The organism is Streptomyces sp. NPDC039736 (assembly GCF_055596485.1).
The window spans coordinates 728,239-751,601 of the sequence record NZ_JBVIUQ010000002.1; the positions used below are offsets into that span (position 1 = coordinate 728,239).

At 72.2% G+C, this 23,363-nt stretch carries 15 protein-coding genes and 1 pseudogene; 12 read left to right on the forward strand and 4 right to left on the reverse strand.

Translation table 11 applies throughout. The features are described from left to right. The first annotated feature begins 532 nt into the window (after positions 1–532). The 9 genes and pseudogenes from ACZ56L_RS08350 (at position 533) to ACZ56L_RS08390 (ending at position 15,260) form a co-directional block, all read left to right on the forward strand. Entirely contained in the window at positions 533–2,275 is a 1,743-nt protein-coding gene (locus ACZ56L_RS08350; protein ID WP_471062594.1) for an N-acyl-D-amino-acid deacylase family protein, read from the forward strand. After that, positions 2,272–3,729 (forward strand): aldehyde dehydrogenase family protein, encoded by a 1,458-nt coding sequence (locus ACZ56L_RS08355; RefSeq protein ID WP_345221884.1) that lies wholly within the window; start codon positions 2,272–2,274, stop codon positions 3,727–3,729. The genes ACZ56L_RS08350 and ACZ56L_RS08355 overlap by 4 nt, the downstream gene beginning before the upstream one ends. Positions 3,730–3,936: 207 nt before the next feature. After that, positions 3,937–5,595 (forward strand): annotated as a pseudogene (locus ACZ56L_RS08360) (discoidin domain-containing protein); the annotation flags it as partial. A 377-nt stretch (positions 5,596–5,972) separates the two neighbouring features. Further along, positions 5,973–7,571, forward strand: coding sequence for an APC family permease (locus tag ACZ56L_RS08365; RefSeq protein ID WP_345221886.1), 1,599 nt, complete (start codon positions 5,973–5,975; stop codon positions 7,569–7,571). Positions 7,572–7,653: 82 nt separating this feature from the next. Then, on the forward strand, positions 7,654–8,481 hold the full coding sequence (locus ACZ56L_RS08370; RefSeq protein ID WP_401754318.1) for an LLM class F420-dependent oxidoreductase: 828 nt from the start codon (positions 7,654–7,656) through the stop codon (positions 8,479–8,481). Positions 8,482–9,104: 623 nt separating this feature from the next. Then, entirely contained in the window at positions 9,105–11,720 is a 2,616-nt protein-coding gene (locus ACZ56L_RS08375; RefSeq protein WP_468687445.1) for a bifunctional FO biosynthesis protein CofGH, read from the forward strand. 213 nt (positions 11,721–11,933) lie between these two features. Continuing rightward, entirely contained in the window at positions 11,934–12,449 is a 516-nt protein-coding gene (locus ACZ56L_RS08380) for a hypothetical protein (protein WP_345221890.1), read from the forward strand. Between the two features lie 91 nt (positions 12,450–12,540). Further along, positions 12,541–13,983, forward strand: a complete 1,443-nt coding sequence (locus tag ACZ56L_RS08385; protein WP_468687447.1) for a flotillin family protein — start codon at positions 12,541–12,543, stop codon at positions 13,981–13,983. A 146-nt stretch (positions 13,984–14,129) separates the two neighbouring features. Further along, positions 14,130–15,260 carry an ADP-ribosylglycohydrolase family protein gene (locus ACZ56L_RS08390; RefSeq protein WP_471062598.1) on the forward strand — a complete coding sequence of 377 codons (1,131 nt, stop codon included), beginning with the start codon at positions 14,130–14,132 and terminating at the stop codon, positions 15,258–15,260. Between the two features lie 72 nt (positions 15,261–15,332). Here ACZ56L_RS08390 and ACZ56L_RS08395 read toward each other — a convergent pair whose 3' ends face one another. Beyond that, positions 15,333–16,127, reverse strand: coding sequence for an SDR family oxidoreductase (locus ACZ56L_RS08395; RefSeq protein ID WP_471062600.1), 795 nt, complete (start codon positions 16,125–16,127; stop codon positions 15,333–15,335). Between the two features lie 80 nt (positions 16,128–16,207). On the opposite strand from ACZ56L_RS08395, the gene ACZ56L_RS08400 reads away from it, so the two are divergent. Beyond that, positions 16,208–17,047 (forward strand): hypothetical protein, encoded by an 840-nt coding sequence (locus ACZ56L_RS08400; RefSeq protein ID WP_401754306.1) that lies wholly within the window; start codon positions 16,208–16,210, stop codon positions 17,045–17,047. Positions 17,048–17,148: 101 nt separating this feature from the next. Here the strand turns inward: ACZ56L_RS08400 and ACZ56L_RS08405 are convergent, their stop codons facing one another. The 3 genes from ACZ56L_RS08405 to ACZ56L_RS08415 form a co-directional block, all read right to left on the reverse strand. After that, positions 17,149–17,358 carry a DUF397 domain-containing protein gene (locus ACZ56L_RS08405; protein ID WP_401754303.1) on the reverse strand — a complete coding sequence of 70 codons (210 nt, stop codon included), beginning with the start codon at positions 17,356–17,358 and terminating at the stop codon, positions 17,149–17,151. Between the two features lie 314 nt (positions 17,359–17,672). Beyond that, the gene (locus ACZ56L_RS08410; RefSeq protein ID WP_345221904.1) at positions 17,673–18,536 is read right to left on the reverse strand and encodes a helix-turn-helix domain-containing protein; all 864 of its coding nucleotides are present in this window, start codon (positions 18,534–18,536) and stop codon (positions 17,673–17,675) included. 302 nt (positions 18,537–18,838) lie between these two features. Beyond that, positions 18,839–19,600 (reverse strand): GOLPH3/VPS74 family protein, encoded by a 762-nt coding sequence (locus ACZ56L_RS08415; protein ID WP_345221907.1) that lies wholly within the window; start codon positions 19,598–19,600, stop codon positions 18,839–18,841. A gap of 204 nt (positions 19,601–19,804) precedes the next feature. Between ACZ56L_RS08415 and ACZ56L_RS08420 the strand changes: the two genes are divergently transcribed. Together ACZ56L_RS08420 and ACZ56L_RS08425 are read left to right on the forward strand one after the other, a co-directional pair. Next, positions 19,805–22,378, forward strand: a complete 2,574-nt coding sequence (locus ACZ56L_RS08420) for a D-alanyl-D-alanine carboxypeptidase family protein (protein WP_471062603.1) — start codon at positions 19,805–19,807, stop codon at positions 22,376–22,378. Between the two features lie 713 nt (positions 22,379–23,091). Further along, on the forward strand, positions 23,092–23,295 hold the full coding sequence (locus ACZ56L_RS08425; RefSeq protein ID WP_189825182.1) for a cold-shock protein: 204 nt from the start codon (positions 23,092–23,094) through the stop codon (positions 23,293–23,295). The last annotated feature ends 68 nt before the right edge of the window (positions 23,296–23,363 follow it).

Here is a 23,363-nt window from a genome sequence, read left to right on the forward strand (position 1 = left end):
ATCCCCCCTGCCCCCGGCACCCCCTCGGCCACCCCCCCTCACCCCCATGAACAACGGGCCCGCCCTTTCCCCCACCCCCTTGGACTTCGCAGCCACCCTGCCACCCCCCTCCCCTCGGGCGTCGCAGTTGCCCCGCCGCCCCGCCTCCTTGGGCGACGGGGCCGCCCTTCCCGCTTCCCTCGTCCCCTTGGGCGACGGGGCCGCCCCAAGGGGGCGGGACGGGCGGGCAAGGGGGCGGTCCCTCCCGCTCCCGGCCCACCCGGGTGCCGCCCCCTGCCCAAGCACCTGCGCCGGGCACGCGACTTCGCCCAGGCCGTGAGCTCAGCCCCGGTACCGGGACACCCAGCCCCGCCCGGCTCACGCAGGGGAGGCCCCGGACCCGCCCCTTTCCCTAAAGCGCTCGCCGCGCGGCTGCCCCCGGTTCACCGCGGATGCGTCGTGGCTGGTCGCGCAGTTCCCCGCGCCCCTGAAGGGGCACGGAAGGCACGCCCGCGCGGCCGGCCGGGAAGAGAATGAAAACCGAGAGGATCCCATGCTTGAGCACCTCATCCGCAACGCCACCCTCGTCGACGGCACCGGCACCCCCTCCCGCCCCGCCGACCTCGGCATCCGCGACGGCCGCATCGCCGCGATCGCACCCCCCGGCGCCCTCACCGAAGCGTCCCGCACCGAGGAGGACGCCACCGGCCTCGTCCTCGCCCCCGGCTTCGTCGACCCGCACACCCATTACGACGCCCAGCTCTTCTGGGACCCGTACGCCACCCCCTCCCTCAACCACGGCGTCACCACCGTCGCCGGCGGCAACTGCGGCTTCACCCTCGCGCCCCTGCACCCCGACCGTCCCGAGGACGCCGACTACACCCGCCGCATGATGTCCAAGGTCGAGGGGATGGCCCTGGCCGCGCTGGAAGAGGGCGTCGACTGGTCCTGGTCGTCCTTCGGCGAGTACCTCGACGCCCTCGAAGGGCGGATCGCCGTCAACGCGGGGTTCATGGTGGGGCACTGCGCGCTCCGGCGCTACGTCATGGGCCCCGACGCGGTCACCGGCCGGCAGCCCACCCAGCAGGAACTCACCGAGCTCGTCCGTCTCCTCCACGACGCCATGGACGCCGGCGCCTGGGGCTTCTCCACCACCCAGTCCTCCACCCACTCCGACGGCGACGGCAGGCCCGTCGCCTCCCGGCACGCCCGCCCCGCCGAACTCCTCGCCCTCAGCAAGGCCGTCGGCGAGCACGAGGGCACCCAGATCGAAGCCATCGTCGCGGGCTGCCTCGACCAGTTCGACGACGCGGAGATCGACCTCCTCGTGGAGATGAGCGCCGCCGCCGGACGCCCCCTGAACTGGAACGTCCTCACCGTCGACGCCGCCGTCCCCGAACGCGTCCCCCGCCAGCTCGTCCCCAGCGAACGCGCCCGCAAGGCCGGCGGCCGGATCGTCGCGCTTACCATGCCGATCCTCACGCCCATGAACATGTCGCTCGGCACCTTCTGCGCCCTCAACCTCATCCCCGGCTGGGGAGACGTCCTCGCCCTGCCCGTCCCCGAGCGGATCGCCAGGCTCCGCGACCCGGTCGTCCGTACGGAGATGCTCCGCCGCGCCGACTCCAGGGAGGCCGGCGTCTTCCGCCGCCTCGCCGACTTCGGCCGGTACGTCATCGGCGACACGTACAGCGAGGCGAACGAGGGCGTCAGCGGCCGCGTCGTGCGCGACATCGCCGCCGAACGCGGCCAGGACCCCTTCACCTGCCTGGTCGAGATATGCGCCAACGACGAGCTGCGCACCGTCCTGTGGCCCATGCCGCCCGACAACGACCCCGCCTCCTGGGCCCTGCGCCGTGAGACCTGGACCCACGAGGACGTGCTGCTCGGCGGTTCCGACGCCGGGGCCCACCTGGACCGGATGTGCGGTGCCCCGTACACGACTCGCTTCCTCGGCGACTGCCTGCGCGGCCGCAGGCTCCAGCCCCTCGAAACGGCCGTGAAGATGCTCACCGACGACCCCGCCCGGCTCCTCGGCCTGCGCGACCGCGGCCGGATCGAGGAGGGCTTCCACGCCGACCTGGTCCTCTTCGACCCGGAGCGCGTCGACGCGGGCCCCGCCACCCTCGTACACGACCTGCCGGGCGACAGCCCCCGCCTGGACTCCAAGGCGCTGGGCATCGTGAGCGTCCGCGTCAACGGCGTCGAGACCATCCGCGACGACCGGGTGACCGGCGCGGTCCCGGGCACGGTCCTGCGCTCCGGCCGCGACACGAGGACGGTGAGCACCAGGTGACGCGCCGGCAGAAGCTGTTGATCGGCGGCGAGTGGGTCGAGCCTGCCGCCGGGCACTACGAGGTGATCGACCCCGCCACCGAGGAGGTCGTCGGCCTCGCCCCCGAGGCGAGCAAGCAGCAGGTGCACGAGGCCGCCGCCGCCGCCCGCGAGGCCTTCGCCTCCTGGTCCAGGACCCGCCCCGAGGAGCGCGCGGCCGTTCTCGACCGGGCCGCCGACATCGTCCGGCGCGAGGCGGACGCCTATACCCGGCTCGCCCGGGCGGAGACCGGCGCCACCACCGGCACCGCGCGCGGCATGCAGGTCGCGGTGGGCGAGGCCCGCTTCCGGCGGTACGCGAAGGGCGCGCTGGAGCCGACCGAGACACCGCTCCCGCCGCAGATCAACGAGGCGGGTCCGATGGGGAGGGCGGGCGTCTTCGGAGCCGTCGAAGTCCGCCACCCGGTCGGCGTCGTCACCTGCGTCACCTCCTACAACAACCCCTGGGCCAACCCGGCCGGCAAGATCGCCCCCGCCCTCGCGACGGGCAACACGGTGCTGGTGAAGCCCGCCCCGCAGGACCCGCTGAGCGTCTTCGCGATGGCGGAGGCCCTCACCGAGGCGGGCCTGCCGCCCGGGGTGCTCAACGTCGTCAACGGCGCGGCGGTCGGCGTCGGCGAGGCGGCCGTGGCGGCCCCCGACGTCGACATGGTCAGCTTCACCGGCAGCACCGAGGTGGGCCGGCGCATCGCGGAGGTCTGCGGACGCGGCATGAAGCGCCAGCTCATGGAGCTGGGCGGAAAGGGCGCCGCGCTCGTCTTCGAGGACGCGGACCTCGACGCGGCGGTGCGGGGGATCGGCACCACCTTCTCCTTCTACAGCGGCCAGATCTGCACCGCCCCCACCCGGGTGCTGGCCCAACGTGCGGTGTACGAACCCTTGTTGGAGAGGCTGCGGGCGTACCTCACGCATCTGAGGATCGGCGATCCGAAGGACCCCGGGACCGTCGTCGGCCCGGTCATCTCCGCCGCCCACCGCGACCGCGTCGAGTCGTACGTCGAACTCGGCAGGAAGGAAGGCGCACGTCTGCTCGCGGGCGGTGAACGGCCGTCCTTCGACCGGGGCTTCTACGTCGCCCCCACCCTCTTCGCCGACTGCACCAACGACATGCGGATCGTCCGCGAGGAGATCTTCGGGCCGGTCGTCGTGGCCGTCCCCTTCGACGACGAGGAGGAGGGCGTCGCGCTCGCCAACGACAGCGACTACGGCCTGATCGACTACGTCTGGTCGGGGGACGTGGCGAGGGCCTTCCGGGTCGCCCGCCGTCTGCGCGCCGGAGGCGTCGGCGTCAACACCGTCGGCCGCAACATGGAGGCCCCCTTCGGCGGCTTCAAGCAGAGCGGGGTGGGCCGCGACGTGGGCTCCTACGCCCTGCGCGCCTACAGCGAAGTGCAGGCGGTGGTCTGGCCGGGCTGACCGCCCCCGCCGTCCGTCCGCCGCTCGGAGCGAAGGTGCTGTGGCGGTCCGGTGCGGCTCTTGAGACGTCAACGAGCTGTTGTGCGCCGCCTCTTGACTGTGTGTCAGGTGGCGGCGATCCTCGACGGACCTACGCGCGGGTAACGACCGTCACACCTCACGGGGTCGTCCGTCGGCGCGTGCCGTCCCGGACCGGAGGCAGCCCGGATGACCCCTCATCGCAGACACGGCCTCCACGCCGCCGTCGTCGCCCTCCTGCTGGCCCTCGGCCTGGCCGCCCCCCGGGCCGCCGGCGCCGACACCCCCTGGTGGGAACCGGCCGCCCGGCCCGCCGCCGACTCGCAGATCAACGTCACCGGCGAACCCTTCCGGGGCGCCGACGGCCGAGGCGAGGTGCGCGGCTTCGTCGACGCCCACAACCACCTCATGTCCAACGAGGGCTTCGGCGGCCGCATCATCTGCGGCAAGCCCTTCGACGAGGCCGGCGTCGCCACCGCCCTCAAGGACTGCCCCGAGCACTACCCCGACGGCGCCCTCGCCCTCTTCGAGAACCTCACCGGCGGCGCCGACGGCCACCACGACCCGGTCGGCTGGCCCACCTTCAAGGACTGGCCCGCCCACGACTCCCTGAGCCACCAGCAGAACTACTACGCCTGGCTGGAGCGCGCCTGGCGCGGCGGCCAGCGGGTGCTGGTCAACGACCTCGTCTCCAACGGCCTGCTCTGCTCGGTCTACGCCCGCGACCGGGGCTGCGACGAGATGGACTCCATCCGCCTCCAGGCCCGCAAGACGTACGAGATGCAGGCCTACGTCGACAAGGTCTACGGCGGCCCCGGCAAGGGCTTCTTCCGCATCGTCACCGACTCCGCCCAGGCCCGGAAGGTCGCCGAGCAGGGCAAGCTGGCCGTCGTCCTCGGCGTGGAGACCTCCGAGCCCTTCGGCTGCAAGCAGATCCTCGGCGTCCCCCAGTGCGGCAGGGGCGACATCGACAGGGGTCTCGACGAGCTGTACGGACTGGGCGTACGCAGCATGTTCCTGTGCCACAAGTTCGACAACGCGCTGTGCGGAGTGCGGATGGACAACGGCGCCATCGGCACCGCCGTCAACATCGGCCAGTTCCTCTCCACCGGCACCTTCTGGCGCACCGAGCAGTGCGCGGGCCCGCGGCAGGACAACCCGGCCGGTGACGCGAAGGCCCCCGCGGAGGTGACCAGGCTGCTGCCCCCGGGCGTCCGGGTGCCCGCCGACAACGGCGGCAAGTGCAACGTCCGGGGGCTCACCGGCCTCGGCGAGTACGCCGTCAAGGGCCTCATGAAGCGCAACATGATGCTCGAAATCGACCACATGAGCGTCAAGGCGGCCGCCCGCACCCTCGACCTCCTGGAGTCGGCGGACTACCCCGGCGTCCTCTCCAGCCACAGTTGGATGGACGACGGCTGGCTGGAGCGCCTCTACCGCCTGGGCGGCTTCAAGGCCGGGTACATGACCGCCGCCGCCGGCTTCCACCAGGAGGCCGCCGGCACCAGGCCGCTGCGCCAGAAGTACGGGGTCGGCCTCGGCTACGGCACCGACATGAACGGCGTCGGCGGCTGGCCCGCTCCCGGCGGCCCGGACGCCCCCAACGCGGTGAAGTACCCCTTCCGCACCGCCGACGGCGGCTCCCTCGTCGACCGGCAGCGGACCGGCGAACGCGTCTGGGACCTCAACACCGACGGCGCCGCCCACGTCGGCACGGTCCCCGACTGGATCGAGCAGATCCGCCTCAGCGGCGGCCAGGACACCGTCCAAGACCTGATGACGGGTGCCGAGTCCTACCTCACCACCTGGAGCGCCACCGAGAGGCACCGGCCCCCGGCCGGCCCCGCGACGTGGACGGCACGGCCCGTGCCGCCCGGCACGGCTGCCCGGTGACGGAGGCGGTCGGCGCCCTTCGCGCGCCGACCGCCTCCCGTGCCGCGAAGATCAGGAAAGACGCTCCGCGGGACGGGCCCCGGAAGTCCGCGCCGGGTGCACATGTGGTGCTCGCGACGGAGGACGGGAAATTTTGAAAACGGGCATACCGGACGGTCCTACGGTTTCCGCAATGTGCGGACGCCCTCCGCGGCCTCCGCTTCAAAGGTGTACGGAGCATTACACCCGCGATAACCTCGCATGAAACCGGGTCTCCACCCTTTCAACTCAAGGATCTTGAAACGGAACTTCACCCTCCGGATGTGGAAACCGCAGGGCCTAACGTCCCTTTCATGACTCAGGTGGAATCAAGGCCGCAGACCGGAGACCCGGTAAGGGGCGTCGCCAAGGGGACCGAGGGGGCAGCCCTGAACACCTCCGGCGACGGCGTACGCAGCAAGGGCCTCGGCGGCAATTCCGTCGGCCTCCTCGGCAGCGCGGTCATCGGCATCTCCACCGTCGCCCCCGTCTACTGCCTGACCTCCACCCTCGGCTCCACCGCGGGCGAGGTCGGCCTCCAGATGCCCGCGATCTTCCTCGCCGGCTTCCTGCCGATGCTGCTGGTCGCCTTCGCGTACCGCGAGCTGAACAAGGTCATGCCGGACTGCGGCACCTCCTTCACCTGGACCGTGAAGGCCTTCGGCCCCCGGGTCGGCTGGATGTGCGGGTGGGGCCTGGTCGTCGCGACGATCATCGTGCTCTCCAACCTCGCCGGCGTCGCCACCTCGTACTTCTGGCTCCTGGCGGGGGAGCTCACCGGCAGCGAGAAGATCGCCGCCCTGGAGGGCAACAAACCCGTCCACATCCTCACCTGCCTCGCCCTGATCGCCCTGGCGACGCTGGTCAGCTACCGGGGCATGACGGCCACCAAGGGCGTGCAGTACGCCCTGGTCGGCCTCCAGCTCGCGGTCCTGGCGGTCTTCGTCGTGATGGCGTTCAGCAAGGCGGGCAGCGGCCTGCCCGGGTTCGCGGGCGGCGTGGACTTCTCCTGGTCCTGGTTCAATCCCTTCTCGGTCGGCTCCTTCGCCGCCTTCACCGCCGGGCTCTCCCTCTCGATCTTCATGTACTGGGGCTGGGACGCCTGTCTCACCGCCAACGAGGAGACCACCGGCAGCGAGAAGACCCCCGGCCGCGCGGCCCTCATCGCGATGGTCGTCCTGGTCGGCTCCTACCTCGCCACCGCCGTCGCCGCGCAGATGGCCGTCGGCTCGGGCGACCAGGGCCTGGGTCTCGGCAACCCGGAGACCTCCGACAACGTCTTCGCCGCCCTCGCGGGCCCGGTCATGGGCCCCGTCCTCGGCATCGCGCTCTTCGTCGCGGTCCTCGCCTCCGCCACCGCGAGCCTCCAGACGACCTTCATCCCGGTCGCCCGCACGGTCCTCGCCATGTCGGCGTACGAGGCGCTGCCCGCCTCCTACGCGCGCGTGCACCCCCGCTTCAAGAGCCCGGGCCGCGCCACCGTCCACGCGGGCGTGGCGACCGGCGTCTTCTACACGGTCATGACCCTGGTCAGCGAGCACGTCCTCGTCGACACGATCTACGCGCTGGGCCTCATGATCTGCTTCTACTACGCGCTGACGTCCTTCGCCTGCGCCTGGTACTTCCGCCGCGACCTCACCGCGTCCGCGCGCGACGCCCTCTTCAAGGGCGTCTTCCCGGTCCTCGGCGGGGCGCTCCTGACGGCGGTCTTCTTCAAGACCCTCTACGACATGTGGGACCCGGCGTACGGCAGCGGCTCGTCCGTCTTCGGCGTCGGCTCGGTCTTCGTGATCGGTGTGGGCCTGCTCCTGGTCGGCCTGGTCATCATGCTGGTGATGCAGCGCCGCAGCCCGGCGTTCTTCCGCGGCGCCGTCCTGACCAAGGACACCCCGCCGATGACCGTCCGGGACTGACCCCCGGCCCGCGGGCCCTCGGCTTTCGGCACGGCACGCCGTAGCGTGAGGCGGCCGACAGGCGACCGACGGAGGGGCTTCCATGCGGATTTCTGCGACGATCTTCCTGACCGACGAGACGATCACGCCGGTACGGCTGGCCCGGGAACTGGAGGAGCGGGGCTTCGCCGGGCTCTACCTGCCGGAGCACACGCACATCCCGGTGTCCCGGGAGAGCCCGTACCCGGGCGGCGGCGACCTGCCGCGCGAGTACGGCCGCACGCTCGACCCCTTCGTCGCGCTGGCCCAGGCGGCGGCCGTGACGGAACGCCTTGCCCTCGGAACCGGCATCACCCTCGTCGCCCAGCACGACCCGATCGACCTGGCCAAGCAGGTGGCGACCCTGGACCACCTCTCCGGCGGGCGCTTCACCCTCGGGGTCGGCTTCGGCTGGAACAAGGAGGAAGCCGCGGACCACGGGGTGGACTGGTCCACGCGCCGGGACCTGGCCCGCGACCGGGTCGCGCTGATGCGGGCCCTGTGGGCGCCCGCGCCCACCGCCCACGAGGGCGGGTTCAACTCGGTCCGGGCGAGCGAGGCCCACCCGAAGCCGGCGGGCGGCGCACCGCGCATCCTGCTGGGCGGGGCGGCGGGCCCGCGCCTCTTCGCGGACATCGCGGCGTACGCGGACGGGTGGATGCCGATCGGGGGCCGGGGGCTGGCGGAGTCGATCCCGGTGCTGCGGGGCGTGTGGGAGGAGGCGGGACGCGACCCGGAGGACCTCCAGGTGGTGCCGTACGCGGTGCTGCCGAGCACGGGCAAACTGGCCCACTACGCGTCCCTGGACGTGCCGGAGGTGGTCCTCCAACTCCCCCCGTCCACCCCCGAGAAGCTCCTCCCCCTCCTCGACGAGTACACGACCTACCTGTAACGCCGGACACCCCGTTCAGGGGCTCGGGGAACTGCGCGAGCAGCCACGACGCACCCGCACATCTCCCACCGAGCGGTGCGCCCCTCCAGGGGCGCGGGGAACTGCGCGAGCAACCACGACGGATCTGCACGGGAACCGTGTACCTCGCCGCGCGGCGAGCGCTTTAGGGAAAGGGGCGGGTCCGGGGCCTCTTCTGCCCGAACCGGGCGGGGCTGACGCATCCGGCGCGGGGGCTGAGCTCACGGCCCTGGCGGAGTCCCTTGCCCGGTACAGGCGCTTGCGCGGGGGCGGCGCCCGGATGGGCCGGGAGCGGGAGGGGCCGCCCCCTTGCCCGCCCTCCCCCAAGCTCTCGGCTTCGCTCGAGCAGGGGGTACCCCCCTCGCCCCCTTGGGGCGGCCCCGTCGCCCAAGGGGGCTCGGGGACGAAGGGCGGCTGCGGTGCCCACGGGGACGGGGAAGGCGGGGCGGCCTCGCGCAAGGGGCAGGACGGCTGCGATGCCGTAGCGCACGGGGCGCCAGGACGGCCGCGGTGGCCCGCAGGGCGGGGAGGTGAGGTGACGGGCTGCCTCACCGGGCGCCCTCCGGCCCCGCACCCCGCCCCCGCGTCGAACGTATCCTCGGGACATGACCAGCCCCGCAACGCACCCCCCCAGCCAAGGCCCCACGGACAACGCGATGCGGCGCGCCCTCAAACGCGCCCGTGACGGCGTCGCCCTCGACGCCACGGAGGCCGCCGTCCTCCTCCAAGCGCGCGGCGCGAACCTCACGGACCTCTCCGCGTCCGCGGCCCGCGTGCGGGACGCGGGGCTGGCGGCCGTCGGCCGGCCCGGCGTCATCACGTACTCCAAGAAGGTCTTCATCCCCCTCACCCGCCTCTGCCGTGACAAGTGCCACTACTGCACCTTCGTCACCGTCCCCGGCAAGCTCCGCCGCGCGGGACACGGCATGTTCCTGTCGCCGGACGAGGTCCTGGACATCGCCCGCAAGGGCGCCGGGATGGGCTGCAAGGAGGCCCTGTTCACGCTCGGCGACCGCCCCGAGGACCGCTGGCCCGAGGCCCGGGAGTGGCTGGCGGCCGAGGGGTACGACGACACCCTGGCGTACGTGCGCGCGATGGCCGTCCGGGTCCTGGAGGAGACCGGACTCCTCCCGCACCTCAACCCCGGCGTGATGACCTGGACCGAGCTCCAGCGGCTCAAGCCCGTCGCGCCCTCCATGGGGATGATGCTGGAGACCACCGCGACCCGGCTGTGGAGCGAGCCCGGCGGCCCGCACCACGGCTCCCCCGACAAGGAGCCCGCCGTCCGCCTGCGCGCGCTGGAGGACGCGGGCCGCTCCAACGTCCCCTTCACCACCGGCATCCTGATCGGCATCGGCGAGGACTACGCGGAGCGCGCCGACTCCCTGTTCGCGCTGCGCAGGACGGCCCGCGCCTACCACGGCATCCAGGAAGTCATCGTCCAGAACTTCCGCGCCAAGCCGGGCACGGCGATGGGCAGGATGCCCGACGCGGAACTCGAGGAGCTCGCGGCCACCATCGCCGTCGCCCGCCACATCCTCGGCCCCTCGGCCCGCATCCAGGCCCCGCCGAACCTCGTCGACGACGAGTACGCGCTGATCATCGGCGCGGGCATCGACGACTGGGGCGGGGTGTCCCCGCTGACCCCCGACCACGTCAACCCCGAGCGTCCCTGGCCGCACATCGACGAACTGGCCGCGCGGACCCGCGACGCGGGTTTCGAACTGCGCGAACGCCTCACCGTCTACCCGGAGTTCATCCAGCGCGGCGAACCCTGGCTGGACCCGCGGATCGTCCCGCACGTGACCGCCCTCGCCGACCCGGCCACCGGCCTCGCCCGTACGGACGTGACGCCGGCCGGTCTCCCCTGGCAGGAGCCCGACGAGGCCTTCACCGGCGCGGGCCGCACCGACCTGCACCGCACCATCGACACCACCGGCCGCACGGGTGACCGCCGCGACGACTTCGACGCGGTGTACGGCGACTGGGAGGCACTGCGCGAGGCCGCCGCCCCCGGCATGGTGCCCTCGCAGATGAGCGGCGACATCAGCCGCGTCGACGGCGAGGTCAAGGCCGCGCTGTCCCAAGCCGCCGCCGATCCGACGAAGCTGACGGACGCCCAGGCGCTGACGCTGCTGCACGCCGACGGCCCCGCCCTGGACGAGCTGTGCCGGATCGCCGACACCCTGCGCCGCGACGTGGTCGGCGACGACGTCACGTACATCGTCACGCGCAACATCAACTTCACCAACGTCTGCTACACCGGCTGCCGTTTCTGCGCCTTCGCCCAGCGCCGCACCGACGCCGACGCGTACACGCTGTCGCTGGACCAGGTCGCCGACCGGGCCGCGCAGGCCTGGGAGGTCGGCGCGGTCGAGGTCTGCATGCAGGGCGGCATCCACCCCGACCTGCCCGGCACGGCGTACTTCGACATCGCCAGGGCCGTCAAGGACCGGGTGCCGGGCATGCACGTGCACGCCTTCTCGCCGATGGAGGTGGTCAACGGGGCCGCCCGCACCGGGCTCTCGTTCCGGGAGTGGCTGACCGCCGCCAAGGAGGCCGGGCTCGGGTCCGTTCCCGGCACCGCCGCCGAGATCCTCGACGACGAGGTCCGCTGGATCCTCACCAAGGGCAAGCTGCCCACCGCCGAGTGGATCGACGTGATCAGGACCGCCCACGAGGTCGGACTGCGCTCCTCCTCCACGATGATGTACGGACACGTGGACCAGCCCCGCCACTGGCTCGGCCACCTGCGCACCCTGGCCCGCCTCCAGCAGGAGACCGGCGGCTTCACGGAGTTCGTGACCCTGCCGTTCATCCACACCAACGCGCCCGTCTACCTCGCCGGGATCGCCCGCCCGGGACCGACCGTCCGCGACAACCGGGCCGTCACCGCGATGGCCCGTCTGCTCCTGCACCCGCACATCACCAACATCCAGACGAGCTGGGTGAAGCTGGGCGCGGAGGGCGCGGCCGAGATGCTCCGCTCCGGGGCGAACGACCTCGGCGGCACGCTGATGGAGGAGACCATCTCCCGGATGGCCGGGTCGAGTTACGGCTCGTACCGCTCGATCCGGGACCTCGTGGCCATCGCGGACGCGGCGGGCCGCCCCTCGAAGCCGCGCACGACGCTGTACGGCGAGGTGCCGCAGGAGCGCGTGGACGCCGCGCACGCCTCGGACGGACACCTTCCGGAACTGCTGCCGATCGTGGGGGACTGACCCGGAACCACCCGCCGGGCAGGGGCGTCGTCGCTGGTGCGGCGGCGCCCTTCGGCATCCTCGCGACGCCGGGCCCGCCCGGCAGGCACGCCCGGCATCAAGAACGCGTAAAGACTGCCGGAATCGGGCAATGTCGAATGTCAGTGCCATGTGCGAGAGTTCCCTCAGCTCAGTGAAGTCAGGAACTCCGGCGCTCACGGGGAAGGGGCAGGCATGACCTTGTTTCTCGGTCTCGGCATCGCGGGTGTGGTGCTGCTGCTCTTCGCGCTGGTCTTCGACGGAATACTGGAGGGCCTCTTCGGTGGATTCTCCGCCCTGGAGGGCCTGTTCGACGGGCTGCTGTCGCTGCCGGTGATCGCGGGCTTCACCGCGATGCTCGGCTTCGCCGGGGCGATCACGCTCGGCACGACGGGTCTGGGCGCCGGTGCCGCCACGGGGGTGGGCATCGTCGCCGGACTCGTCGCCGCCTGGGCCACCTGGAAGTTCACCCGGGTGCTCATGCGCGACCAGACGGACGCGACCCCGCGCGGCGAGGACCTGATCGGGACGACCGGTTGGGTGGTCACCGCCATTCCGGCCGGGGGGTACGGAGAAGTGCTCGTGCGCCTCGGCGGGCAGCCGGTGAAGTACGCGGCGAAGAGCGCGCTGCCGGTGGCCCGGGGCGCCGACGTGTGGGTCGAGGCGAGCCTGTCCTCGACCTCCGTGTCGGTCCGGCCCGTCGAGCGCTGAACCGCCCACCGCTGACGTGTCCGCACGGACCGTCCGCACGGCCGCCCCTGCACTGCCACGACCCGCACTACCCACATCGGGGGAATGATTCATGAGTCCAGTCGTCATCGCGGTCGTCGGAGTCGTCGTACTCCTCGTCCTGATCGCCCTCGTCGTCATCTCGCGCTACAAGGTCGCCGGGCCCAGCGAGGCCTTCATCATCACCGGCCGGCGCGGCAAGAAGTCCACCGATCCGGTCACCGGCCGGATCAGCACCGACAACAGCGGCCAGAAGGTCGTGGTCGGCGGCGGCGTCTTCGTCGTGCCGTTCGTGCAGCAGAAGTCCACGCTCGACCTGTCCAGCCGGCAGATCCCGATCTCCGTGCGCGGCGCGGTCACCCTGCGCGGCGTCAAGGCCAACCTCGAAGGCGTCGCCATCGTCAAGGTCGGCGGCAACGAGGACGCGATCCGGGCCGCCGCCCAGCGCTTCCTCCAGCAGCAGGGCTCGATCGTCAGCTTCACCCAGGAAGTGCTCTCGGGCGCGCTGCGCGCCATCGTCGGGCGGATGTCGGTCGAGGACATCATCCGGGACCGGGCCGCGTTCGCCGGGCAGGTCGCCGAGGAGGCCGAGGCCAGCCTCTCCGGGCAGGGCCTGGTGCTCGACGCCTTCCAGATCCACGACATCACCACCGAGGGCTCCTACCTGGAGGACCTGGGCCGCCCCGAGGCCGCCCGCGCCCGCCAGGAGGCCGACATCGCGGAGGCCATCGCCAAGCGGGCCTCCGAGCAGGCCCGGCTGAAGGCGGCCGAGGAGATCGCCATCGCGGAGCGGACCTTCTACCTCAAGCAGGCCGAGATCCGCGTCGAGACCGAGGCCGCGGCCGCGAAGGCGAACGCCGCGGGACCCCTCGCCGAGGCGGCGCGCCAGCAGGAGGTCCTCTCCGAGCAGGAGAAGGTCGCCCAGCGGCAGGCCGCGCTGACCGACCGCGAGCTCGACACCAAGGTCCGCAAGCCCGCCGACGCCGCCCGCTACCAGGCCGAGCAGGAGGCCGAGGCGCGCCGGATCGGCCAGGTCAAGGAGGCCGAGGCGGACGCCGAGCGCTCCCGGCTCACCGGTGAGGGCGAGAAGCTGCGCCGTGCCGCGCTGGCCGAGGCGGTGCGCATCGAGGGCGAGTCCGAGGCCGCCGCGATCGCCGCGAAGGGTTCGGCGGAGGCGGAGGCCATGCAGAAGAAGGCCGACGCGTTCGAGCGGTACGGGGACGCGGCCGTCATCCAGATGCTGGTGGAGGCACTGCCGCAGGTGGTGGCGAAGGCTTCCGAGCCGCTCAGCGCCATCGACAAGATGACGGTGATCTCCACGGACGGGGCCTCGCAACTGTCCCGCACGGTCACGGACAACGTGGCACAGGGGATGGAACTGCTCAGCTCCACGACCGGGGTCGACCTGGCGGCGCTGCTGAAGGGGATCGCCCAGAAGGGGACGGGGTCGGTCACCGGAGCCGGCGCCTCCACCGGCGGCACCACCGCGAACGGGCAGATCCCCATCACCGACTGAGCCCGGCCGGCTGGGCCCGGCCGAGCCCGACCGAGCCCGACCGAGCCCCGCGGAGACCGAATCCGCCCGCTTCCGATCGGCTTGCGTCTTTCCGAGTTCCTCCCGGACCTGAAACGACGCAAGCCGATCAACTATCGTGGCGCGCCATGAGCAGCACTGCCGCCACCGCCGCCGCGTCCGGCCTCTGGGGCCGTAGGGAGCAGCAGGACTTCCGCAGCCGGGTGCGCGGCGCGCTGCTCGGCGGCGCGATCGGGGACGCCCTGGGAGCCGCCGTGGACCCGCTCTCCCTGGACGCGATCCGGGAGCGGCACGGCGAGGCGGGCGTCGTCGACCTGGTCCCCGCGTACGGAAGGCGGGGCGCGGTCACCGCCGGGACCCAGCAGACGCTCTTCACCGTGGACGGGCTGATCCGCGCCCAGGTGCGGCGCGACACCGGAGCCTGGCACCCCCCGACCGACGTGCACCGCGCCTATCTGCGGTGGGCCGCCACCCAGCACGACTGGGGCCCCGACGAGCGGCGCGCCGAGGACGGCTGGCTGGCCCGCGAGGAGTGGCTGTACGTACGCCGCTCCCCGGGCCGGGAGTGCCTGGGGGCGCTGCGCGAGCCTGCCATGGGCACGTTGGAGGCCCCGCACAACCCGGCCTCCCGCGACCCGGCGGCCGTCGTGCGGGCGGCCCCCTTCGGGCTGCTGGTGGGGTGGGAGGCGCCGCTCGTCCTCCAGCTCGCCGCCGAGTGCGCGGCGCAGACCCACGGGCATCCGGCGTCCTGCCTGGCCGCGGGCGCGCTGGCGGTGGTGGTGCACGGGCTGACGCGGGGCGAGGGGCTGGACGCGGCCGTGCAGGGGGCACTGGCGCAGCTCGCCGCCCGGCCGGGCCACCAGCCGGTCAGCGACGCGCTGCGGGGCGCGCTGGAGGGGGTGCGGCAGGGGCTGCCGTCGCCGGAACGGGTGGCGGGGCTCGGGGACGGGCGCAGCCCGGAAGGGGTGCTGGCGGTGGCCGTTTACTGCGCCCTCGTCGGGCAGGACGTCGGGCACGGGCTGCGGCTGGCGGTGAACCACGGCGGGGCGTCGGCGGCGACGGGAGCGCTGTGCGGGGCGCTGCTGGGGGCGATGCACGGGGAGACGGCGCTGCCGGCGGGCTGGGTGGTGGAGGTGGAGGGCCGCGCCACGGTGCTGGAACTGGCGGACGACTTCGCCATGGAGATGACCCAGGGCCCCTCGCTGCACGGCCCCGGCACGGGCGCCCCGGGCTGGCTCGCCCGGTATCCGCGCGGATGATCCCGTCCCTGCGCGAAGTGACCCTTCAGGGGCACGGGAAACCACGCGCCCGACCCCGGCACACCCGCCCCCTCAGCGCATCACCTCCCCCGCGTTCACCAGCAACTGCTGCCCCGTGACGGCCCGCGACCGCTCCGACGCGAAGAAGACCACCGCGTCCGCCACCTCCGCGTCCGTGGCCATCGCGGGCAGCGCCATCCGGGCGTTCAGCCGGTCCCTGACCACCGCCTCCGGCACCCCCTCCGCCTCCGCCGCGTACGCCACGTACCCCTCCACCGGCGGCCCCCACATCCACCCCGGCAGCACCGTGTTCACCCGGACCCGGTGCGGGCCCAGCTCCCGGGCCAGGGAGTACATCGCCGAGGTCAGGGCCCCCTTGGACGCCGCGTAGGCGGCCTGCTCCACCTCCGTCGGCGCGGCGATCGCCGACTGGGTGCCGATGATGACGACCGACCCGCCCGGCCCCGCCTTCAGCGCGGGCAGGCAGGCCCGCGTCATCCGCAGTGTGCCGAGCAGGTTCACGTCCAGGACCTGCTGCCAGACGGCGAAGTCGGCCGACTCCAGACCGCCGAAGCAGGTGTCGTACGCCGCGACGTGGGCCACCGCGTCGATCGCCCCGAACCGTTCCACCGCGAGGGCGGCGAGCCGCCCGCAGGCCGCCTCGGAGGTGATGTCGGTCGGCAGCCAGGCCGTCCGCCCGCCGTCCGGGTCGAGCGCGGCGGCGCACTCCGCGAGCCGGGACTCCGTACGCGCGCCGAGGACGGCGTTGCCCCCGTCGCGCAGCACCGCCTCCGCCACCCGGTGGCCGAGGCCCGCGCCCACGCCGGACACGACGACCGTCTTCCCCGCCAACAGCTCGCTGCGCACGTCACTGCCCCCAGACCCTGGCCAATTCCCTGACGGTCCGTCAGGGTAGGTCGCCGGGACGCCACTTGGAAGGGGCGGGAATGAGCGAGGAGACGCACAGCGGGACGTACGCGGAGCTGGCGGCCGTCGGGCCGTACGGGGTGCGCCCCGGGCACGCCCTGATCACCCTGGTCGAACCGCACCCGGGGCAGGAGTACGCGTACAACCGCTGGTACGAGGACGACCACTACATGGCCGGCGCCATGGCCATGCCCTGGATGTACGCGGGACGCCGCTGGGTCGCCACCCGCGACCTTCAACTCCTGCGCCACCCGGCCGAGTCCGCGGTCGCGGACCCCGTCACCGCCGGGTGCTACCTGTCCACCTACTGGATCACCGAAGGCCGTTACGACGAGCACATGAAGTGGACCGTCGCCATCAACAAGCGCCTGAACCGCGACGGGCGCGTCCACCAGGCCCGCACCCACGTCTTCACGGCGTTCCAGGACCACGTGGCGACCGTCTACCGGGACGGGGCGGCCGGACCGCGCGACTTCCACGCCCTGGACCACCCCTACCAGGGGCTCGTACTGGAGGTGCTGGACAGTCAGAGCCCGTCGCAGCGCGCGGAGCTGGCCGAATGGCTGCGCACCGCGCACCTGCCCGAGCGGCTCGCCGGTTCACCGGCGGCCATGGTCACCGTCTTCCGGCCGACACCGCTGCCGGGCGACCGGATGACGTACGTCAAGCAGGTGGAGGGTGTCGACACCCGGCTGACCCTGCTCTGGTTCCTGGAGGAGGACCCCCGCGAGCAGTGGCAGGAGCGCTTCGGCGGACTCGGGGAGGCGGTCGCCGGGACGGGGCTCGGGCGGGTCGAGCTGGTCGCGCCGTTCATCCCGACGGTGGTGGGGACGGACCGCTACGTCGACCGGCTCAGATAGCGGGGCCGGCCGGCCCCGGAAAGCCGGAGAGCCCCCTCGGCCAGGACGGCGGGCCGGTCGAGAGGGCTCGGACGCTGTACGGCGAAGGCCGTGCAGCGGTGTCAGCGGTTACCGAGGCTTCCCTGGCCGACCTCGGTGACGAACGACGTCCACGTACCCGGCGCGAAGGAGATCGAGGGACCGTCCGGCGCCTTCGAGTCCCGTACGTCGATCGCCTGCACCGCGGGGGACTTGACCTCCACGCACGCGCCGTTCCCACCGGAGTACGAGGACTTCGTCCACTCGGCCGTAGCGCCCTTGAGAATCGCCATGTTCCTTCAGCCTCCACCAGTCGTTCGTCGATCGCCGCGAGCGTCCACCGAAGGCGTTCGCCGTGGGCTGCCAGCGGTTTCGCTTGACGTGATCGACGCTACGCCGGAACTCCGGTGCCCACAGGGGTCGTTCACTCGACCGGATGGCATATACCGGCGGGTCTTCCACTCGAACGTGGTGAAGGTGTACGGTGCGCGGTTGCCGGGACCCGGGGGCCTGCTGGGGCTCCTGGAACCACCAGGGGTTCCGAGGGTGCCGGCGGCCCGCGCGGCGGTCCTCGCCGGTCCCCGGGCCGGCCCGCGCGACGCCTCCGCTAGTCCGCGTAGAGCCTCTTCGCGATGTCGTCGATGTACTCCAGCGAGTCCTCCGCGCTCATCGCCTTCGCCCGCAGGTGCTCGTACATCACGGTGTACTTCTGCACGTCACCCGTCTTCTCCAGGTACAGGTCGCTGGTGACGCCCTCGATGTAGACCACGCTGGAGTCGGTCGTCTCCGGGAACTCCAGGATCGCGTAGTGGCCGCTGAGCCCCGTGTGCGCGCCCGCCGAGAACGGCAGGACCTGGATGGTCACATGAGGCAGCTTGGAGAGCTCCTGGAGGTGCTCCAACTGCGCCAGCATCAGGTGCCGGTCGCCGACCACCCGGCACAGCGCCGACTCGTCGATCACCGCCCACAGCCGCAGCGGCACCGCCGCCGCGGTGATGCGCTCCTTGCGGCGCAGCCGGACGCCGACCCGCTTCTTCCACTCCTCCGGCGTGCTCTCGGGCAGCGCGCCGGAGATCACCGCCTCCGCGTACTCCGTGGTCTGGAGCAGGCCAGGGACGACCTGCGGCTCGTACACGCGCAGGCTCTCGGCGTCCGTCTCCAGGCCGATGTAGACGCTGTACGGGATGTCGCCGAAGGCGTGCCACCAGCCCTGCTGCCGCGAGTCCTTGGCCATCTGCATCAGCGACTCGACGACCCTGGGGTCCTCCACCTCGTACACCCCGCACAGGTCCCTCACGTCGCGCGGGCTGATGCTGCGGCGGCCGTTCTCCAGGCGGCTGATCTTCGACTGGGAGACCAGCAGCCGCTCGGCCACGCCTTCCGCGGTCAGGCCCTTCGTCTCGCGGAGCCTGCGCAGCTCCTGGCCCAGTCGACGTCGCCTGACGGTCGGGTTGATGTTGGGGGACGCCACGGGACTGCACCTCCGGCTGCGTGCTGCGAATGCTCTGCTCGGTCCTTGCAGCCTGCCACCAACTCGGCTGCCCGCGCCGGGAAACGGCGACACAGGGTGGTGCGCCGGGCACACATCCGTACCGGTTCCCGGTGTTTCCCGGCTCTCCCGGGAACGCGCCTGCGGGAAACGCACGCGCGGGGCAGTGGCCCGGTCCTCGTCCGGACGGCCGGTCCACTGCCCCGCGCGTTCGCTGCGGCTCGCTGTCGTTCGGGTGGTGCGTTCGTACGTCGTGCTGTCGTACGCCAGTGAGCTGCCGTACGTCAGTGAGCTGCGGCCCTGGCCATGCTGCCGCGGTGCGGCTGCGCGGACACGGCCGCCGACGGACGTGCGCCGGCCCCGCCGCCGCCAGGGGAGCCCTGGCCGGAGGACGTGCCGGGTGCTGCACGGCGTGGCGCGGCGGCCACCCCGTTCTGGACGTCCATCACGGCGTGCGCCACGAGTCCGCCCATGGGGTCGTGCCGAATGAGATCCCGCAGACGGGACCTCGACGACCGGCCCTCGTTGCCGGGATACAGGTGCTTGCCGAGTCCGACCGCATGGGCCAGCGCGGCGAGCGCCGCGGTCCGCGGGTCCGGCGGTACGCCGGTGCGGATCGCACTGTCCAGCCGGGCACGGATGTCCCGGCTGATTGCCGTGTCGGTCGCCTGGTAGCGAGTCGTCGGCAAGACCCCGCACATCTGACCCGATACGGCATGCACCATGCCGCACCGCTCCAGGTGCGCGAGATAGATCTGGCGCAGCCCCAGCCGGGGCCCGCCGATCCAGTTCACTGCCCGAACCGGGCTGCCGCGTCGGCGCAGCAGTTCCAGCGCGGAGTCCAGTGTCGGATCTCCGGTCGGCCGTGGCATCACCACGGCGATACGATCCCCGTCAGGGGCTATCCGTCCTGCCAGAGCCAGCTCCACTAGCTGTGCCCCGGCCAGGCCGAGGTCGAGCGACTGCGGCTGCGCTGTGGTACCCGTTGCCGGGTCCAGAGCGAGCAGCAGAAGCTCCTCCGGAATTGTTCTGCGGCTCCTGCCCATCCATGCCTCCCCGCGTGGATGAATGACAGGGTGACCCCTCTCACATTCATCTGTCGAGAGTGCCTGGGTGCTTCGTACGGGAACCAGTAGGTATGTCGTTCTCGTCTAGCACGTGGGTGCGGGTCCCGTAGCGGGACACTGGTCCCAGGATCGGACGGGCGGGGAGATCCCGCCACGACTGTTGTTGGCGTTGAGGAGGCATCGGTGGCGGGCGAGTCCCCCGGCAAGTCGGAGCAGCGGAAGTCGTCGGGGGAGACGGCTGGCAGCGATGAGCGTGATCCGAGGCTCGCGGTCTTCCGCGAGGACCCGGCCGCACCGCGTGGTGCTTCCGGCGCCTCCTCGAAGGACCAGGGCCCGGACCAGGACCAGGGCCCGGACACGGACGAGGGCGCGGACCAGCCGACGGCGACGTTCCGCACCCGCCCGAGGGGCACGGAAGCACCGAAGCCCGAGCCGACGGAAGACCCGGAACCGGAATCGGAACCGGAATCTGGGTCGGAGCCGGAGCCGGAGCCGGAGCCGGAGCCGGAAGCGGAATCCCGATCTGAGTCCCCGGCGGACGAGCCCGCCGACCCCGACGACGCACCCGCCGCGACGAAGAAGCCCGAGCCCGTGGACACCCCGGAGACGGGCGACTCCCGGCTGCGTGAGGCCGTGGCGGCCTGGGTGGCGACCTCGGACGACCCGGCCGACGACCCGGAGGCGGAAGCTGTGTCACCGGCCGGTGACACGGCGGCCGAGACCACCGGCAAGGACGTACCGAAGACGAAGACCGCCCCGGAACCGGAATCCTCCGCGGCACCGGAGGAGGACGAGGACGGGTCCCCGTCGGCCGGGGACGGGAAGGCCGTCCCCGCTCCCGTACCGGCTGCGAAGAAACCCGTACCGGCCGCGACGACGGACGCGGACACGGAGGCCGAGGCCGAGCCCGAGGTCGAGCCCGAGCCCGAGGTCGAGCACGAGAAGACCCCGGCCGCGCCGGTCGGCAAGGCCGCCCCCGCTGCCGTACCGGCGAAGAAGTCCCCGGCCCCCGCCGAGGACGGCGACGACGACCGCGACGCGACGGACGACAGCGCGGACAAGGCCAAGGACGAAGGCAAGACCAAGGCCAAGGACGAAGGCAAGGGCAAGGCCGGGTCCGAGGACAAGGCCGGGACCAAGGGCGAGGGCGTCGACCAGGCGACGGCCGTGTTCACGACCAGGCGGCCGGACGCGCCCCGGGTCGATCAGCCCACCGCCATGCTCAAGCTGCCCTCCGACGAGCAGATCAAGCCCCGGGGGGCGGGGGCGGCCAAGTCGTCCCCGCTGCCCAAGCCCGAGTCGGACGCCGAGCAGACCAGCACGTTCGTACCGCTGAAGCCCGACGACGTACGGACCCCGAGGCCGCCGCGCACGCCGGGCGCGGCCGCCGAGCCGTCGCGGCCCCTGCCGCCGCAGGCCGGCCCCGGACAGCCGGAGACCGAGCGGACCCGGCAGCAGCCGCTGCCGCCGAAGCCGCCGCTGGACCTGCTGGCCGAGCTGACGAACAAGCCCGCGCCGCCGGAGACCCCGGTGCGCACGACCGTGCGACGTTTCAAGATCTGGACGCCGCTGATCCTCCTGCTGCTGCTGATCTTCGCGCTGGTGCAGCTCGTGCGACCGCTGCCGGACCCGAAGCTGACGCTGAGCGCCAAGCCGACTTACACGTTCGGCGGAGGCACGACGGAGATGCCGTGGCCCGGCGAGGGCCAGTCGGCGATCGAGATCGAGGGCGTCGGCAGCATGGGCACGGAGGGCCCGCAGAAGCCCGCGCCGATCGCGAGCATGGCGAAGGCCATGACGGCGTACGTGATCCTCAAGGACCACCCGCTCAAGGGCAAGGAGAACGGCCCGAAGATCGAGGTGGACCAGCAGGGCGAGGACGACGCGGGCAAGGGCGACGAGTCGACGGCGCAGATCAAGAAGGGCCAGCAGTACACCCAGCGGCAGATGCTGATGATGCTGATGATCCCGTCGGGCAACAACGTGGCGCGGCTGCTGGGGCGCTGGGACGCGGGCTCCGAGGACAAGTTCCTGGAGAAGATGAACGCCGCGGCCAAGGACCTCGGCATGACCAACTCCAAGTACACCGACTCCAGCGGCTTCGACAAGGGCACGGTCAGCACCCCGCTCGACCAGATCAAGCTGGGCCGGGCCCTGATGAAGAACGGCGTGTTCCGCGAGATCGTGGACATGCCGCAGGTCGACATCCCCGGCCTGCCCGGCCGGATCTACAACAACAACAACATCCTGCTGCAGCCGGGCGTCAACGGCATCAAGACGGGCTCCACGACGCCGGCGGGCGGCAACCTGCTGTTCACGGCGAACACGGTCGTCGACGGCGAGACGCACCGCATCATCGGCGCGGTGATGAACCAGCAGACCGGCGACCAGCTCGGCAAGAAGCTCCAGCGGGCGATCGACCAGAGCCTGAAGCTGATCCAGAAGGCGCAGCAGGTGGCGGCCTCGGCGCAGGTGGTCAAGAAGGGCACGGTCGTCGGGTACGTGGACGACGGGCTCGGCGGACAGACGCCGGTGGTGGCCACGAAGGACCTGAAGGCGGTCGGCTGGCCGGGCCTGAAGGTCGAGCTGGCGATGGGGGCGCAGGCGGGCAGGGCCGTGCCGCACGCGGGGAAGAAGGGGGACGTGGTCGGCGAGATCACGGTCGGCACGGGCCCGGGCAAGCAGTCGGCCCCGGTCGCCCTCCAGTCCCCCCTGGCCGAACCGGGCTTCACCGCCAAACTGAAACGCCTGGGCTGACCTCTCGCCCCCTCAGGAGCGCGGGGAACCGCGCGAAGCAACCACGACGCGCCCCTGAGGGGGCGCGGGGAACTGCGCGCCCAGCTACGACGGATCTGCCCGGAACCGTGCACCTGGCCGCGCGGCGAGCGCTTCAGGGAAAGGATGGGGTCTCCCCTGCTCGAACGAGGTGGAGAGCTTGGGGAAGGGTCCGGGGCCGCCCTGCCCGAGCCGGGCGGGGCGGCCTGGCCCGGTGCCGGGGCTGAGCCCACGGCCTCGGCGAAGTCGCACGTCCGGCACAGGCGCTCACGCAGGGCGCGGCACCCGGGCGGGTCCGGAAGCGGAAGGGGCTGCCCCTTGCCCGCCCGCTCCCCGGGGGCCCCACCGCCCAAGGGGACGAGGCACCGCACCGCCGACGATTACCCCGCCACCCCCCGGGTACATTCCCACCCGCACCACGATCCGTCCGCCCCGCCGAGGCATCCCCGCCCCGGCCGGGCGACACGAATACTCGCCGTGCCGAAATGCTCGCGGCATGCTACGGTGATTAGCAGTTGCAGTTGTGGTTCCCGAAAAGACTTACAAGTGCTCTCCTCGGAATCGTCACATTCGGTTTCGTTGGGCGCACTTTTCTTTTGTATTTCCGGTGCAGTTCTCCCGGACGGGGTCATCATCGCGCGACGTGGAACATGCACAGTGTGTGTTCCCCGGGTTTCACCCCGAAGGAGAATGACATGGCTACTGGCACCGTGAAGTGGTTCAACTCGGAAAAGGGCTTCGGCTTCATTGAGCAGGATGGCGGCGGCGCCGACGTCTTCGCCCACTACTCGAACATCGCCACCTCCGGCTTCCGTGAGCTCCAGGAAGGCCAGAAGGTGAACTTCGACGTCACGCAGGGCCAGAAGGGCCCGCAGGCGGAGAACATCGTCCCCGCCTAATTGATCACCGATCTTCGATCAGTGATCTCTGATCATCGGCTCCGTGCCTGATCAGCGGTGACAAGCGC

Bases quoted from the DNA above. Each gene is read 5' to 3' on its own strand.
- ACZ56L_RS08350 (WP_471062594.1), top strand. From the start codon at position 533: ATGCTTGAGCACCTCATCCGCAACGCCACCCTCGTCGACGGCACCGGC.
- ACZ56L_RS08365 (WP_345221886.1), top strand. From the start codon at position 5,973: ATGACTCAGGTGGAATCAAGGCCGCAGACCGGAGACCCGGTAAGGGGC.
- ACZ56L_RS08370 (WP_401754318.1), top strand. From the start codon at position 7,654: ATGCGGATTTCTGCGACGATCTTCCTGACCGACGAGACGATCACGCCG.
- ACZ56L_RS08375 (WP_468687445.1), top strand. From the start codon at position 9,105: ATGACCAGCCCCGCAACGCACCCCCCCAGCCAAGGCCCCACGGACAAC.
- ACZ56L_RS08380 (WP_345221890.1), top strand. From the start codon at position 11,934: ATGACCTTGTTTCTCGGTCTCGGCATCGCGGGTGTGGTGCTGCTGCTC.
- ACZ56L_RS08385 (WP_468687447.1), top strand. From the start codon at position 12,541: ATGAGTCCAGTCGTCATCGCGGTCGTCGGAGTCGTCGTACTCCTCGTC.
- ACZ56L_RS08390 (WP_471062598.1), top strand. From the start codon at position 14,130: ATGAGCAGCACTGCCGCCACCGCCGCCGCGTCCGGCCTCTGGGGCCGT.
- ACZ56L_RS08400 (WP_401754306.1), top strand. From the start codon at position 16,208: ATGAGCGAGGAGACGCACAGCGGGACGTACGCGGAGCTGGCGGCCGTC.
- ACZ56L_RS08405 (WP_401754303.1), bottom strand. From the start codon at position 17,358: ATGGCGATTCTCAAGGGCGCTACGGCCGAGTGGACGAAGTCCTCGTAC.
- ACZ56L_RS08415 (WP_345221907.1), bottom strand. From the start codon at position 19,600: ATGGGCAGGAGCCGCAGAACAATTCCGGAGGAGCTTCTGCTGCTCGCT.
- ACZ56L_RS08425 (WP_189825182.1), top strand. From the start codon at position 23,092: ATGGCTACTGGCACCGTGAAGTGGTTCAACTCGGAAAAGGGCTTCGGC.